This window comes from Mesorhizobium sp. LMG17149 (genome assembly GCF_024518695.1).
GTDB lineage: Bacteria > Pseudomonadota > Alphaproteobacteria > Rhizobiales > Rhizobiaceae > Mesorhizobium.
The window spans coordinates 186,443-200,586 of sequence record NZ_JANIFL010000001.1 but is presented as its reverse complement, the minus strand read 5'-3'; the positions used below and the strand labels follow the sequence as shown (position 1 = coordinate 200,586).

Here is a 14,144-nt window from a genome sequence, read left to right as displayed (position 1 = left end):
TGAATTCTGGCCTTATTCAGATTTCAGCGGCCTGTAGCCGCCGCGCCAGTAGATCAGCGCCTGGCCGGCATCGTGGGTGCGCACGGTCTCGACCGAGCCGATGACGATGGAATGCGTGCCGCGATCGATCATCTCGTCGAGGCTGCAGTCGAACGCGGCCACCGCGTCCGAAAGCAGTAAAGCTCCGGTCTTGAGCGTCGTCCATTCGGCGCCCTCATAGCGGTCCTTGCCCTTGATGCCGCCAAAGCCGGAGAACCGCTCGGCCACGCGCTGATGCTGGGGCCCAAGCGAATTGACGCCGAAATGCCGGTAGCGTTCGATCACCGGCCAGGTCGACGACGACCTGTTGATGCAGGCGATCACCTTGGGCGGCTCGGCCGACAGCGAGACGACCGAAATGACCACCAGGCCGGAGCGATCCTCGCCGGTGCCAGCGGTGATGACGCTGACATTGCCGACGATCAGCCGCATCGCGGCCCGAAAATCCGCGACACCGACAGGATTTGCCTCCGAAGTCGTTGGTTCGGTCATGGGGGTTGCTCCTAGGCCGCCGACTGCATGGCGGCCGCTGCGATACGGATGCCCCGCTGTTCGAGGATAGGCAGGACGGTGTCGCGAAAATACGGGAATTCCTCGACATAGTCGACGAAGGACAGCGTCGAGCCGCGAAATCCGGCCTCGTGCAAGGCGGTGATCCCATCAGCGACCTGTTCGGCCGTGCCGGTGAGCGGGAAGCCGCCATGGCCCGCCGCCATCCGATCGCGGATGAGCGCCAGGAGGTCATGCGGGAACGACTGCGCATGCGCAAATTGCAGCTTCACCAGATTGTCGACGGCTGCCCAGTCGGCATTGGCGCGGGCGAAATGCTCGAGATAATCCTTCGCTTCCTTCTCGGTCGGCCGGCAGACGACATGGGCAAAGGTCAGCACGTCGACAGTGCTGCCGGCGGCGACCGCCTGTTGCTTCAGCGCGGCGATCTCGTCCCTGGAGCGTGACAGATCGATTGCCGGCGTGAACAGGAAGTCCGCATTGCGGACAGCGAATTTGCGCCCTTCTTCCGAGCCGGCGGCGTTGAGGATCGGCAGGCGCGCCGACGGCCGCGGATCGCCAAGCACGTTCTTCAGCTTGAAATAGGTGCCGTCCCAGTCGAACGCCTCGGTGCGATCCCAAAGCGCCCTGACGATGTCGAACCATTCCTGTGCGTAGCCGTAGCGTGTGATGTGATCGTCGGGCAGCGTCAGCCCGAGCGCTTCATATTCCGGCTTGTTCCAGCCGGCGACGATGTTGAGGCCGATACGGCCGCGGCTGATCTGGTCGATCGTCGCCAATTGCTTGGCGACGACGACAGGGTGATTGGCCGCCGTGTGGGTGGTGGCGAAAACCGTGATGTTGCGGGTGAGCGCCAGGAGCCCTGCGGCCCAGGTGATCGTCTCCAGCACGTTGCCGTGGAAATTGGTCTCGCCCCCATAGCCGATCCAGCGGGCGATCGGCAGCATGAAATCGATACCGGCGTCGTCGAGCAGATGCGCCAGCCGCAGATTGTTGTCCCAGGAACTGACCCATCGTTCGGGAACCTTGGTGACGGTCATGCCGCCGGAACAATTGGAAGCGAAGGTCCCTAGAAAGAAGGGCTGTGCGTTGGCTGCGGTCTTGTCGAGCATGCTCATCGGTCGCGTTCTCCTCATTTTTAGGTTATATTTTATAATAGAAAGTCTATCATAAAATCATATGGACGCAATCGGCCGGATCGGCGCATGCTGCCGGGCGGGGAGACATGATGAACGACCGGCGCAAACCATTGGAAACACAAGCCAAGCTGCTGGATCGCGGCTGGCATCTGGCGCGGACGCCGCTCGAAATCGACGTCGCCGAAATCGAATATGCGCTGATGCGCTCCTACGAGGCGTTCGGCCACTGGCAGGCGGAATGCCTGGCGACGGTGATCGAGTTTTCCGCCAGCGGGCCGGAAAATGCGCTGCTTCACATCATCAGGATGAACGACCGGCCAAAGAGCGTCCGCGACCTGGCGCAGATGACCAACAGAGACGACATCCCCAACATCCAGTACAGCCTGCGCAAATTGCTCAAGGGCGGCCTGGTCAAGCGAACCGGCAGCGGCAGGGCCGGCGTCACCTACGAGGTCACGCCGCTTGGGTTTCGAGTCACCGAACGCTATGCCGACATCCGGTCCGTCCTGCTCATCGAAGCGGTGACACGCGTCCCGGAGATGGCGGCCAAGCTCGAGGAAGCGGCGCGCACACTGGAGCTGATGACCGGCATCTACGAACAGGCGGCCCGCGCCGCGGCCACTCATCGCCGCCGGCACCCAAGGCCGGAACCCGGTGGCGAAGAGAACGAAACCGACGCCGGCTGAGGCGCGAAAGCGCTTACGCCGCCTGCCTTTGCAGCTTCGTGCCGGTCTGGCTTTGTGCCCTGGTGGTGATGAACACGCCCGCGGTGATGATGACCGCGCCCGCCCAGGTCAGCAGCTGATAGTGCTCGCCGAGGAAGATGGTTCCGGCAAACAGGCCGACGGCCGCCGCCACATAACCGATCTGGCTGAGATAGACCGGACCGCCAACCGCCTGCAGCCGGAAGAAGAAGGCGAACATCGCCGATGCCGACGCAACCTGCGCGATGACCACCAGCGGCACGCCGCCGAGTGGCGCGAAAGCCTCGCCGCCGAACAGGAGGAGAATGCCGGCAAGCAGCATCGCCGCCGACGCCAGATGGCTGCCGACGGCAAGCTCGATCGGGCCGGTGCCTTGCGGCCAGTCGACCGTGCGGTAGATGTTGCCGGCGGCAAGACTGACCGGGATGAGCAGCCCCATCACCACCCAGAACAAATCGGCCGGCTGGCCGGCCTCGCCGCGCGTCACCGCGACCATGACGGCGCCGACGAAGCCGACGGCGATGCCGACAATGCCCAGCATGTTGGGGCGCCGGACACGCAACAGGATCGAGAACACCAGTGTGATGACAGGCGACAGGGTGAACATGATGCCGGTGTAGCCGGCGCCCAGATGCGGGATGGCCGAGAACATCAGGAGGTTGGGGACAGCATAGGACACCGCGGCGGTTACGAAGAAATAGCGCAATTTGTGTGCGGTGAGCCGGACCCGCTTGCCGCGAGCCAGGAGCACGCACAGCAAGACCCCGCCGGCGCCGAGCGAGATGACGAAGGCCCAGACCATGGCCGGCACGTCGGCAGCTGTGGCGAGCTTGCCGAACGGCAGCGTCAGGCCGAGCAGGCCGCCGGTGACGACCAGCAGGCCGAGCGCCGAATCCCAGAGAAGTTTCATTGACCGAATCCTGTAGCGCGGCCCTTGGCCGGCATTGCACGCTGCGGTAAGATAATGCAGAGATTCTTAACGTCAAGATATATAATGGTGAGACAATTGGACAGGGCAGCAAGAGCGATCGAGCAATGGAAGCGGGAGCGGCCGGATCTGGATGTCTCGCCAATGGGTGTGCTCGGGCGGCTGAACGAGGCCTCCTCGCTCATCGCCCGCGAGCGCCTGGCGCCGTTGTTTGCCCGTTATGGATTGCAGTCCGGGGAATTTGACGTGCTGGCAACGCTGCGCCGTTCAGGCTCTCCCTACGCGCTGACGCCGACCGCTCTCTACGAGGCGACGATGGTGACGTCCGGCGCCATGACCAACAGGCTAGACCGGCTCGAAACGTCCGGATTGATCCTGCGCGGGCCGCATCCCAACGATAGGCGCGGCATTGTCGTGAGGCTGACCGAAAAGGGCCTGGCCTTGATCGATGAAGCCGTTACCGCCCACGTGGCCAACGAACACGAGGTTCTCTCGGGCTTGACGCCGGCGGAACAGGAGACGCTCTCTCGGCTGCTTGAGAAATTGATCGGGAGTGTGGGCTAATTTCTGTTGCGATCCTTCGCGCCCCCCTCTGTCCTGCCGGACACCTCCCCCACGAGGGGGGAGATTGGCAGCTTCGACACTGCGCCTGCCACGTCAGAGATTGGCGAAGGCCTAGGTGACGTCCGATCTCCCCCGTGGGGGAGATGTCCGGCAGGACAAAGGGGGGCGCTGTCCCGCTGGCGTCGAAAGACTCAGTTGCGATCGTCCGGGAACACCGGGATCGGCATGAACTCGACGCCGTCCTCGGCCAGGCTCTTGGCCTCGTCCAGCGTCGCCTCGCCATAGATGCCGCGCGGGTCGCTCTCGCCGAAATGGATCTTTCGCGCTTCCTCGGCGAACTTGTCGCCGACATAGTCGGCGTTCTCGCGCACCTTCTCGGCCATTGCCTTGAGCTGTGCCAAAGCCTGCTTCTGCGCCTCGCCCATGGCCAGCGCTATTGTTTCCTGTTTGCGCGCCGTGGAGACGGCCGGCGCCATCAGCGCCTTCTGCACCTTGTGCGATCCGCAGGTGGGGCAATCGACAAAGCCGCGCTTCTTCTGGGTGTCGAAATCGTCGTTGCTGCGGAACCAGCCTTCGAATTCGTGCTCGTGCTCGCAGATCAGGGCAAAGCGGATCAAGAGGCTGCACCCCTGAGCCGCGGCGCCTCGCCCGAACCGGCATTGACGGCGAAATCCCGTGCATTCCTGAGGTTGGGGATCTTCTTGCGCGCGGCAAGCGACTGCGCCGGGTCGATCTCGGCGACGATCACATCAGGCTCGTCATGCGCGGCTTCCGCGATGATACGGCCCCACGGATCGACGATCAGCGAATGACCGTAGGTCTCGCGGCCATCCTCATGCAGGCCGCCCTGCGCGGCGGCGATGACATAGGCGCCATTCTCGATGGCGCGGGCCCTGAGCAGCACGTGCCAGTGCGCCTCGCCGGTCTGACGGGTGAAGGCGGCAGGTACGGAAAGCAGATCGGCGCCGGCCAGTGCCTCGGCGCGGAACAATTGCGGAAAGCGCAAATCGTAGCAAACGGCGAAGCCGAGCTTTGCACCCTCGATCTCGGTGACGACGGCCTCGGTGCCCGGTTCGTAGGCAGCGGATTCACGCCAGCTCTCACCATTGTCGAGGTCGACATCGAACATGTGGATCTTGTCGTAGGTGGCGAGCGCAGCACCATCCGGGCCAAACAGCAGCGCCCGGTTGGCGAGCTTGCCGTCGGCCCGCAGGATGGCGGTCGAGCCGATATGCAGGAAGACGCCGAGTTCCCTGGCCAATCTGCGCGCGGTCGAAACGACGATGTCCTTGTCTTCGGACGTAAACGAGGCGGCGCGAGCTTCCTTGTCGCGGATCAGCGCGCCGGTCATTTCCGGCGTCTGGATATAGGTGGCACCTAGGCTGGCTGCTTCGCGCACCAGCCGTTCGAGATCCACGGCGTTGCGCTCGGGACTCTCACCTGAGCGCATCTGGATCGCAGCGGCTTTGAAAACACCCATCGTCATTCCCTCAATTCGTCGCGCCGTTGGCGAGCAGTTTGTCCAGCCGGCCTTCGGCCTCTAGCTCGTGGAGGTCGTCACAGCCGCCGACATGCGTATCGCCGATGAAAATCTGCGGAAAGGTCGTGCGGCCATGCGCCCGGGAGATCATCTCCTGGCGCAGTTCCGGCGAGAAGGAGGCATCATGCTCGGTAAAGGCGACGCCCTTGCGCTCGAGCAGCCGCTTGGCTGCCGTGCAATAGCCGCACATCATGCGGGTGTAGATCGTGACATCGGCCATGACGAATTTCCGCTGTTCGTTGCCGACTTATATAGTCGCGGACTCGTCCGCCCGGAAGTCCCCCGGCAACACACGGGCAAAGGTCAGCACGTCGACGGCGGCCGCACCTCCCCTTTTCAGCGCCTTGGTGGCGGAACGCACCGTGGCGCCGGTGGTGTAGACATCGTCGATCAAAAGCACCCTGCGGCCGGCGATCTCGATTTCCGCCTCGGCGGGTACCCGAAAGGCAGCCCGCACATTTTCCTCGCGTTCCCCGCGCTCCAGCCCGACCTGCTGGCGGGTGAGTTTCACGCGCCGCACCGCCGAGGGGGCGAAGGGCAGTTGACTAAGCGTCGAGACCGCCCTCGCCAGTTCCGCCGATTGGTTGAAGCGCCGCCTGAAAAAGCGCCGCCAGTGCAGCGGCACCGGCACCACCACATCCGCCTCGGCGATGAGATCGGCACCGGCGCGAACCATCCAGCGCGCCATCCAGGGTGCCAGATCCGTGCGATCCTGGTATTTCAGCCCCTGCACCATCTGGCGGGCAACGCCGGAATAGGCGACCGCCGCCCGCGCCCGCTCGAAAGGCGGCGGATCGGCAATCGCCTCGGCCGACAGAAAGCCTTCGCCCATATGGTGGGTGAACGGCGTGCCCATGACCGGGCACCATGGCCGCTCCAGCAGCCTGAGCTTCGGCCAGCAGGCGCCGCACAGCACGCCTGGCTGCGAGACATGCCGGCGGCAACCGGCGCAGACCGGCGGAAACAGCATACGCGCCGGCCAGCCGACAACCGACCGGGCCAGGTTCGTGATCGCGATGGACTTGATCTTGGGCATCGGATCGGCCACGTGGTTGCTCCTGCGCGCCACTATATCAACGATCCCGGAGCGTGGACAAACAAAGGATCTGCCCGTTGCAGCCGATAATGGATACCTCTCTATGGCTGGCGCACAAGCGGCGCGCGCTTGCCCATCCGGTCGACGGTGCGGACTTCCTCATGCGCCGCACGGCCGAGGACCTTGCCGACCGGCTGGGCGCCGTTGAGCGCAGGTTCGGCAAGGCGGCTGTGCTGTTTTGCCAGACGCCGGCGGCGGCTGAAACGCTCGCCGAAAGCGGCAAGGTCGCCGACATTGTCCGCGTCGAGGCGGACACGGCCTTCCTGAGCGGTGGCGGCGCCGGCTTGATCGCACCGCTCGAAACCGTGCCGTTCGAAGCGGAAAGCCTCGATCTGGCGGTGTCGCTTCTGTCGCTGCAGGCCATGAACGACATCCCCGGCATGCTGATCCAGATCCGCCGTGCGTTGCGGCCGGATGGTCTTTTCCTCGGCGCCTTTGCCGGCGCCGGTACGCTTTTCGAGTTGCGCGAAAGCCTGCTTTCGGCCGAGACCGAGCTTTACGGCGGCGCCAGTCCGCGTGTCGCCCCGTTCACCGACGTGCGCGATGCCGGTGCGCTGCTGCAGCGCGCCGGTCTCGCTCTGCCGGTCGCCGACGTAGAGACGGTGACGGTGCGCTATGCCAGCCTGTTCAACCTGATGGCGGATCTGCGGGCCATGGGCGAAACCTCTGCGCTCACCGATCGCAGCCGGCGGCCGGGCTCGCGCAAGCTGTTTGCCCGCGCGGCGGAAATCTACGCCGAGCGGTTTTCCGACCCCGACGGCCGCGTGAGGGCAAGTTTCTCGATTGTCTGGATGTCCGGCTGGGCGCCCGACGCATCGCAGCAAAAACCGCTTAAGCCAGGGTCGGCCAAGGTCTCGCTGAAAACAATCCTGGAGGCGCCCGGCGGGCAATGATCCTGCCCGCAGGCGCGGAAAGCCGGATCAGGGCGTGGGTGCGAAAGCGTTCGCAAGCTTGCTGTTGTTGTCGCTGAACAGCCAGATGATCCCGTCGCGGACCTCACCGATACCGCCGACGATGGCCAGCGACAGCACGGCGATGATGACGCCATATTCGACGGCCGTGGCGCCGGTCTCGTCGTTCAGAAAACCCAGCAGCACTGCTTTCATGGCCTCAACCCCTCTGTCCGGGACCTTACCGCCGACCTGTTAAGAAAGGTTAACGGCAAAGGCTTAACAGGCGATGAAACCGCCGCCTTTCCGAAATCTCTTAACCATGTCAGCAGTCGCCGCTGCTCCTGCCATTGGACCTGATGATGCAGACCGAGCTCGGTTGCGGCTGCAGCACGCTGCGGCGCAGCGTGTAGGTTTCGCGATGGCCGATCGAGCCTGTCGCCGCCATGTCAAGCCCGCCGAAACCATCACGGGCCGACAGCGAGCGTGTCTGGCTGTCGAGGAAGGGGGTTGCGATCAGCGCCAGCGCCACCGCGGCCGAACCGAACAGCAGCGTGATGCGCAATATGCCCATGCCCGCATCGGCGGCGCGAAAACCGCGCTCGGGCCGGATCGAGTCCCAATCCCTGTCTAGGCTCATGCTATCGCTCCCCGGCAAATCGACGGCTCGGCCGCGAACGGCCATGCTTCAATTTTTCACGACGAGATAAATCTTCCATTAACGCTGGCTGATACACGCCTCGGCAGGAAGCGACCGGACGCGAACCTCAGAGCAGATCGATGAGGAACGGGATCAGCGGCGCATCGGCCGGCGGCATCGGATAGTCGCGCATCTGCTTCGGCCGCACCCATTTCAGCGTCTGCCCTTCCCTGGGCTGGGCTATGCCGCGAAAGCGGCGGCAGATGAACAGCGGCATCAGCAGGTGGAAATCGTCGTAGGAATGACTGGCGAAAGTAAGCGGCGCCAGGCATGGGATGTCGGTTTCGATGCCGATTTCCTCATGCAGTTCGCGAATGATGCATTGTTCCGGCGTCTCGCCGGGCTCGACCTTGCCGCCGGGAAATTCCCACAATCCGGCAAGTTGCTTGCCCTGAGGCCGCTGCGCCAGAAGCACCCGGCCGTCGGCATCGACCAGCGCGCAGGCGGCGACCAGGAGCAGGCGTTTGCCGGCGGTCACGACATCATTCATGACCCGGCGGCCGGCGGTAGTGGTAGCGATAGACTTCCTCGAAGCCGAGCGAATGGTAGAGCGCCAGCGCCGGCACGTTGTTGGCCTCGACCTGCAGCCAGGCTTCCCGCGCGCCCCGCAGCCGCGCCCATTTGAGCGCCGACAGGATCAGGTTGCGGCCATGGCCCTTGTTGCGCGCCGATCTGTCGGTGGCGACCTCGAACAGGCCGGCGAGATCGCCGTCATGCACGCAGATAAGCGTTGCCAGTGCCTCGGCTCCATCTTCGAGCGCGAACAGCCCGGCTTCGGGCTGGATGGCGCCGATGATCTCCGACAGGCCGGGCCGCAGCGAAACATCCGAACCGCTGACCTTGAGCAACGCGCCGATGAAGCGGCTGATGTCCTTGAGCGGAATCTGGTCCATGGCGGCATCGAGCTGCGCGCCGGCCAGCGGCAGCCGCATGACCAGCGACTCGTCGAACCGGCTCCAGCCCTCGCGGTCGAGATGGCTGGCGAGATCGGGACCCGACAGCGGCGACATGCGGAACGTCAGCGGCCTTCCATAGGCATCGAAACGGCGGCTGGCCCGGCCGATACGGTCGGCCATGTGCATGATATCGCCGGGATCGAGCGGATTGACGGAGTTCAGCCGCTTGGCCGGATGGCCAGCGGTCAACCGCACCACCCAGGTGCCGTCATAGTGGACGGCGGCTGCCGGCCAGGCGCGAAAGCCGGCCGCCTCGTAGCGACGTACGATCGCGAGCATGCTTGCCGGATGCCTGGAGCTCAAAACCGTCAGCTCCGATAATCGCCATTGATGGCGACATATTCCTTGGTGAGATCGCAGGTCCACACCGTCGCCTTGCCGCGACCGATGCCGATATCGGCACGGATGCGGATGTCGTCGCGCTTCATGTAGGCCGACGTAGCGGCCTCGGAGTAGCCGGGGTCGCGCTCGCCTTCATGCGCCAGCCTGTTGTCGCCGAACCAGATCGACAGCCGGTCGCGATCGGCGGGTTCACCGGCCTTGCCGACGGCCATGACGACGCGGCCCCAATTGGCGTCCTCGCCGGCGACCGCCGTCTTGACCAGCGGCGAATTGGCGATGGACAGCGCGATGCGCTTGGCCGAGCGCGCCGATTTGGCGCCGGTGACGGTGACTTCGACCTGCTTGCGGGCGCCCTCGCCGTCGCGCACCACTTGCAGCGCCAGCGATTTCAGCACCTTGCCGAGCGCCCGGCGGAACGCGCCGAGACGGGCATCCTTGGGATCGGTTATGTCAGGCGCGCCGCGCTTGGCGGCCTTGCCGGTGGCGAAGATCAGCAGCGTGTCGCTGGTTGACGTGTCGCTGTCGACGGTGACCGCGTTGAAGGTCTTGGCCGTGCCGCGCGACAACAGGTCCTGCAGGACAGGGGCGGCGATCGGCGCGTCGGTGGCGATGAAGGAGAGCATCGTCGCCATGTCTGGCGCGATCATGCCGGCGCCCTTGGAAATGCCGTTGATGGTGACATCGGTATCGCCGAGCTTGACGGTCGCAGTCGCCACTTTCGGATAGGTATCCGTGGTCATGATCGCCTTTGCCGCTTCGGTCCAGAGCCCAGGCTTGCCGTTGCTGACCAGCCCGGCCAGCAGGTGGCTGAATTTGCTGGTGTCGAGCGGCTCGCCGATGACGCCCGTCGAGGCCAGGAAAACCTCCGCTGCCGTGCAGCCGGCCGCCTTCGCCGCCGCCTCGCCGGTCAGCGCGGTCGACTCGCGGCCTTTCTTGCCGGTGAAGGCGTTGGCGTTGCCGGAATTGACGACCAGCACCCGGGCCTTGCCTGCGCCGAGATTCTGCCGGCAGAAATCGACCGGCGCCGAAGGGCATTTCGATTTCGTGAACACGCCGGCGACCGCGGTGCCTTCATCGAAGACCATGGTCAAAAGATCGGTGCGGCTCTTGTACTTTATCCCTGCCTCGGCGGTGGCGATGCGCACCCCTTCGATCTCCGGCATTTTGGGGTATTTCTTCGGCGCGAGCGGCGAAATCGTCGTGGACATGGAGGCCTCGGGCGGGAAAATCGCAAGGGAAGGCCGGTTTGCCCGATAGACCGCGCGGGCGCAAGGGCGTTTTCGTCGCTCTTGCCCGGGAGTTCGAACCCGCTCGTGGTTAGGCCTGCATTGCAAATCCGATGGCGTCGCCGGGGCCGATGGCGTTATGATCTGCCCCATGGGCAGGCTTGCGATCCTTGCATGGGCATTTCTGGGACTTTTGCTGCTGAGCGCGGATGCGCAGCCGCAACGGCGCGTGGCGCTTGTCATCGGCAACGGCACTTACGCCGAAGCCGGCACGCTGGCCAACCCGGTCAACGACGCCCTCGACATCGCCGACAAGCTGCGCTCGATCGGCTTCGAGGTGATCGAGGGCAATGATCTCGGCAAGCGTGAACTCGAACGCAGCATCGGCGCGTTTTCCGATGCGCTCCAGGGCGCCGGCGTCGGGCTTTTCTACTATGCCGGCCACGGCCTGCAGGTCGACGGGCGCAACTACATCGTGCCGGTCGACGCCAGGCTGGACGTGCCGGTCAAGTTGCAGCTCGAAGCAGTGCCGATCGACGAAGTCCTCGACATCATGGAACAGCAGACCAAGGTCAGCCTGGTGTTTCTCGATGCCTGCCGCAACAATCCATTTGCCCGCAGTCTCAGCCGCACCGCCACCACGCGCTCGGCGAAGGCGCTGGCCGGGCTGGCGCAATTCGATTCGACGCGCGGCTCGTTCATCGCCTTCTCGACGGCACCTGGCGCTGTCGCCATGGACGGCAGCGGACGCAACTCGCCCTTCGCCGCCGCCCTGCTGCGCCACATCGCCGAGCCCGGCCAGAGCATCAACGACATGATGATCGCGGTGCGCCGCGACGTGGTTTCGCAAACTCGCGAGACCCAGCGCCCCTGGGAGCAGGGATCGTTGCTCGAACGCTTCGAATTCGTCTCGGACGGACAACCCGCAGAGCCACAAAGGCCGGCCGCGGCGCCGGCGCCTTCAACGGAAGTCGCCGCACTTGAACGCTCTGTCGGCGACGACAAGGGATCGATCGAGAAATTCCTGCGCCAGGACTATCTGACGCCGGACACCGGGGCGATGAGCGAGACCGTCAAGCGGCTCTACGGCCCATCCGCCTTCATCTTCGGAACCCGCTACGACGCCGACGCCATCGTCAAGATCAAGGCCGACTGGTTCGCGCAGTGGGCCTCCTGGTCGCTAAGCATGGAGGCCGGCAGCTTGGAGGTCACTCCACAGGGCGAAGATCGCGCCGAGGCAGTCTTTGCGATGCGCTACGACTATCTTCCAAAGGACAAGTCGGCGGCACGCCTGACCGGCAAGGCGCGCGTCACGCTTGGGGTGGTCAAGGCCGGCGGCGGCTGGCGTATCGAATCCGAGACATCGCAGGCGATGCAGTAGGCGTGATCCCACGGCCAGCCGGGCAATTCAAGCTGGCAGTGCCTCATGGCGATAGGAATTTTTTCTTGACTCGGTGAGGGCAGCTATGCTACATTTTTGCCCATGGTGCTGATTTGCGCCAGTGACCCGCCGCCCGGCGGGTTTTTGCGTTTGGAGCTTCGCCAACCGACACGCCGGTAGACTTTCAGAGAATAAACTTAACCCCTGCCGCTACCATCCGTTCCCGAAGCTTGAAAACGCGCCGTTTCGTTTGAGCGTCGGGTCGCCTATATTGCCGGCGATAGTGTTGGCGAGGAGACAGAGATGGCCGAGGACGCCGATCCGGCGCGCAGATCGATCGGTGCGCGGCGCAACCCCGACAGCGCCGATGCCATTCTCGAAGCCGCCGAGGCCGTACTGGTCGAAGCCGGTTATGCCGGTTTCTCGATCGAGGCGGTGGCGCGGCGGGCCCGCGCCGGCAAACCCACCATCTATCGCTGGTGGCCGAGCAAGGCGGCATTGCTGCTTGAGGTCTATCAGCGCCAGAAGCGCGTCGAGGTTCCCGATACCGGGCGGCTGGAGGAGGATCTCGTCGGCTTCCTGAAAAACCTGTTCGCTCACTGGCGCGAGACATCGTCGGGAAGCGTGTTCCGGTCGCTGATCGCCGAGGCGCAGTCGGACGAGACCGCTGCTGCGGCCCTTGCCGACTACTCGCTGGGCCGACGCTCCCATACCGGCCAGATCATCGAACGCGCCAAGGCAAGGGGCGAAATCCCGGCCGAAATCGATTCAGCCGTTGTCGCAGACCTGATCGCCTCCTTCGCCTGGAGACATCTGTTGACCAACCGGCTCGACGAGGACGAAGCGACCATCGGCAAGGCGGTCAACTACGTGATGCGAGGCATAGCGGCGCCCGCCCCTTAAAAAACGGCAATGAAAAAGGGCGCGGCAACCCTGGCTGCCGCGCCCTTTTTCAAAGACCTATCAGTCTTACTTGGCGCTTTCCAGCGTATCGACCGTCTTCTTCAGGTTCGCGTCGGGGATCTCGATCTTGGCGCCGGCGCGCAGCGACTTGACCAGCGCGAAATATTTGTCGCGGATGACCGCCTGCTTGGCCTGGTCCTTGACGTCGTCGAAGGCCGGCGGCTGCTTGGTGCGCTTGTCCTCGAGCTTGATGACATGCCAGCCGAACTGCGTTTGCACCGGCTGCTCGGTGTACTTGCCGACCTCGAGCGCGGAGGCCGCCTTGTCGAACTCCGGCACCATCTGGCCAGGTCCGAACCAGCCGAGATCGCCGCCGCTGGTCTTGCCCGAGGGATCGCTGGTGTGCTCGGTGGCGAGCTTCTGGAAGTCGGCGCCGCCGTCGAGCTGCTTGATGATGGCCTCGGCCTCTTCCTTGGTCTTCACGAGGATGTGACGGGCATGCAACTCGTTGGTGGGCGGCGTGTTGGCGATTTCCTGGTCGTAGCGGGCGCGGACCTCGGCGTCGGTGACCTTGTCGACGACGCCCTTCTCGACCATCTCGCCATGCAGCGCGCGCTGCTGCAGGAAGGCCATGCGGCGCTGGAAGTCGGGATCCTTGTCGAGCCCTGACGTGACCGCCTGGGCGGCCATGACACGGATCTCGATGGCAGCCGAGAGCGCTGCGGCACGGCGCTGCTCGGGTGGCAATTGCGCGAACTGCTGTGACAATTCCCCTTCGGCAAGCACCAGATCGGCTTCGGTCAGGGGCTGGCCGTTGACCGTGGCGATAACCTTATTCGGATCGACCGGTGCCGCGGCTGGCGCTGCTGCATCCGCCGGGGCGGGAGCGGTTTGCTGCGCCATCAGCGGCGAGAGCGAAAGGGCCGACAGGCCGACGGCCAAGCCAAGGCTGGCGAGCGACGCGCGGCGGAACAACAGGGACATAGGGTGGACTCCGGTGGGGATTGTTAAGAGGGTGCTTCCAGATCGGCCAGATTGTGGCGGAATTTGGCGCAGCCAGCAGGGCCAGCGCGGCGTTGACATCAGTTGAGCCCCCTCTTATCTGTCCAACGACTTTGCGTCCAGAACCGTTTTCCGGGCGCTTTTTGTGTTTGCCAGTGTTCACTAATGTGTTCGCCAGTGTTCACGTGGAATTGATGGGGCCGGCCGGCGCTCATCTCAAGATT

General features: G+C 64.4%; 18 protein-coding genes. 5 read left to right on the top strand and 13 right to left on the bottom strand.

Going from position 1 to position 14,144, the window contains the following annotated elements:
- Nucleotides 1-12: 12 nt before the first annotated feature.
- Both NP945_RS00950 and NP945_RS00945 read right to left on the bottom strand, forming a co-directional pair.
- The gene (locus NP945_RS00950; RefSeq protein WP_256745338.1) at nt 13-531 is read right to left on the bottom strand and encodes a flavin reductase family protein; all 519 of its coding nucleotides are present in this window, start codon (nt 529-531) and stop codon (nt 13-15) included.
- A gap of 11 nt (nt 532-542) precedes the next feature.
- On the bottom strand, nt 543-1,667 hold the full coding sequence (locus NP945_RS00945) for an LLM class flavin-dependent oxidoreductase (RefSeq protein WP_127271358.1): 1,125 nt from the start codon (nt 1,665-1,667) through the stop codon (nt 543-545).
- 110 nt (nt 1,668-1,777) lie between these two features.
- Between NP945_RS00945 and NP945_RS00940 the strand changes: the two genes are divergently transcribed.
- On the top strand, nt 1,778-2,374 hold the full coding sequence (locus NP945_RS00940) for a winged helix DNA-binding protein (protein ID WP_127271360.1): 597 nt from the start codon (nt 1,778-1,780) through the stop codon (nt 2,372-2,374).
- A gap of 13 nt (nt 2,375-2,387) precedes the next feature.
- Here NP945_RS00940 and NP945_RS00935 read toward each other — a convergent pair whose 3' ends face one another.
- Complete coding sequence (locus NP945_RS00935) at nt 2,388-3,302, bottom strand: DMT family transporter (protein WP_256745337.1); 915 nt, start codon at nt 3,300-3,302, stop codon at nt 2,388-2,390.
- Nucleotides 3,303-3,398: 96 nt separating this feature from the next.
- Here NP945_RS00935 and NP945_RS00930 point away from each other — a divergent pair, with 96 nt between their 5' ends.
- A complete protein-coding gene (locus NP945_RS00930) occupies nt 3,399-3,884 on the top strand; it encodes a MarR family winged helix-turn-helix transcriptional regulator (RefSeq protein ID WP_127411935.1) in 486 nt (161 codons plus the stop codon).
- Nucleotides 3,885-4,075: 191 nt separating this feature from the next.
- Here NP945_RS00930 and NP945_RS00925 read toward each other — a convergent pair whose 3' ends face one another.
- The 4 genes from NP945_RS00925 to NP945_RS00910 are packed head-to-tail and all read right to left on the bottom strand — an operon-like array spanning nt 4,076 to nt 6,472.
- A complete protein-coding gene (locus tag NP945_RS00925; RefSeq protein WP_023811158.1) occupies nt 4,076-4,501 on the bottom strand; it encodes a DUF1178 family protein in 426 nt (141 codons plus the stop codon).
- Nucleotides 4,498-5,364 carry a carbon-nitrogen hydrolase family protein gene (locus tag NP945_RS00920; RefSeq protein WP_127271363.1) on the bottom strand — a complete coding sequence of 289 codons (867 nt, stop codon included), beginning with the start codon at nt 5,362-5,364 and terminating at the stop codon, nt 4,498-4,500. The genes NP945_RS00925 and NP945_RS00920 overlap by 4 nt, the downstream gene beginning before the upstream one ends.
- Before the next feature lie 10 nt (nt 5,365-5,374).
- Nucleotides 5,375-5,644: a glutaredoxin 3 gene (gene grxC, locus NP945_RS00915; protein ID WP_127271365.1), complete on the bottom strand. Its 270-nt coding sequence runs from the start codon at nt 5,642-5,644 to the stop codon at nt 5,375-5,377.
- A 27-nt stretch (nt 5,645-5,671) separates the two neighbouring features.
- Nucleotides 5,672-6,472 carry a ComF family protein gene (locus NP945_RS00910; RefSeq protein ID WP_127271367.1) on the bottom strand — a complete coding sequence of 267 codons (801 nt, stop codon included), beginning with the start codon at nt 6,470-6,472 and terminating at the stop codon, nt 5,672-5,674.
- A 65-nt stretch (nt 6,473-6,537) separates the two neighbouring features.
- Here NP945_RS00910 and NP945_RS00905 point away from each other — a divergent pair, with 65 nt between their 5' ends.
- The gene (locus tag NP945_RS00905; RefSeq protein WP_127322227.1) at nt 6,538-7,413 is read left to right on the top strand and encodes a class I SAM-dependent methyltransferase; all 876 of its coding nucleotides are present in this window, start codon (nt 6,538-6,540) and stop codon (nt 7,411-7,413) included.
- A 27-nt stretch (nt 7,414-7,440) separates the two neighbouring features.
- On the opposite strand, the gene NP945_RS00900 is transcribed toward NP945_RS00905, so the two are convergent.
- The 5 genes from NP945_RS00900 to argJ all read right to left on the bottom strand — a co-directional run bounded on the left by NP945_RS00900 (nt 7,441) and on the right by argJ (nt 10,616).
- Nucleotides 7,441-7,626 (bottom strand): Flp family type IVb pilin, encoded by a 186-nt coding sequence (locus NP945_RS00900; protein ID WP_013529446.1) that lies wholly within the window; start codon nt 7,624-7,626, stop codon nt 7,441-7,443.
- 109 nt (nt 7,627-7,735) lie between these two features.
- Nucleotides 7,736-8,050 (bottom strand): hypothetical protein, encoded by a 315-nt coding sequence (locus NP945_RS00895; protein WP_013529445.1) that lies wholly within the window; start codon nt 8,048-8,050, stop codon nt 7,736-7,738.
- A gap of 127 nt (nt 8,051-8,177) precedes the next feature.
- Nucleotides 8,178-8,600, bottom strand: coding sequence for an 8-oxo-dGTP diphosphatase MutT (gene mutT / locus NP945_RS00890; RefSeq protein WP_127322229.1), 423 nt, complete (start codon nt 8,598-8,600; stop codon nt 8,178-8,180).
- Nucleotides 8,593-9,345: an N-acetyltransferase gene (locus NP945_RS00885; RefSeq protein WP_127269617.1), complete on the bottom strand. Its 753-nt coding sequence runs from the start codon at nt 9,343-9,345 to the stop codon at nt 8,593-8,595. Before NP945_RS00885 ends, mutT begins: the two co-directional genes overlap by 8 nt.
- Before the next feature lie 29 nt (nt 9,346-9,374).
- On the bottom strand, nt 9,375-10,616 hold the full coding sequence (argJ, locus tag NP945_RS00880; protein ID WP_256745336.1) for a bifunctional glutamate N-acetyltransferase/amino-acid acetyltransferase ArgJ: 1,242 nt from the start codon (nt 10,614-10,616) through the stop codon (nt 9,375-9,377).
- A 169-nt stretch (nt 10,617-10,785) separates the two neighbouring features.
- Here argJ and NP945_RS00875 point away from each other — a divergent pair, with 169 nt between their 5' ends.
- Both NP945_RS00875 and NP945_RS00870 read left to right on the top strand, forming a co-directional pair.
- Nucleotides 10,786-12,015 (top strand): caspase domain-containing protein, encoded by a 1,230-nt coding sequence (locus NP945_RS00875; protein ID WP_256745335.1) that lies wholly within the window; start codon nt 10,786-10,788, stop codon nt 12,013-12,015.
- A gap of 303 nt (nt 12,016-12,318) precedes the next feature.
- On the top strand, nt 12,319-12,918 hold the full coding sequence (locus NP945_RS00870; protein WP_256745334.1) for a TetR/AcrR family transcriptional regulator: 600 nt from the start codon (nt 12,319-12,321) through the stop codon (nt 12,916-12,918).
- A 66-nt stretch (nt 12,919-12,984) separates the two neighbouring features.
- On the opposite strand, the gene NP945_RS00865 is transcribed toward NP945_RS00870, so the two are convergent.
- Nucleotides 12,985-13,902: a peptidylprolyl isomerase gene (locus NP945_RS00865; protein WP_127321229.1), complete on the bottom strand. Its 918-nt coding sequence runs from the start codon at nt 13,900-13,902 to the stop codon at nt 12,985-12,987.
- Nucleotides 13,903-14,144 lie beyond the last annotated feature (242 nt).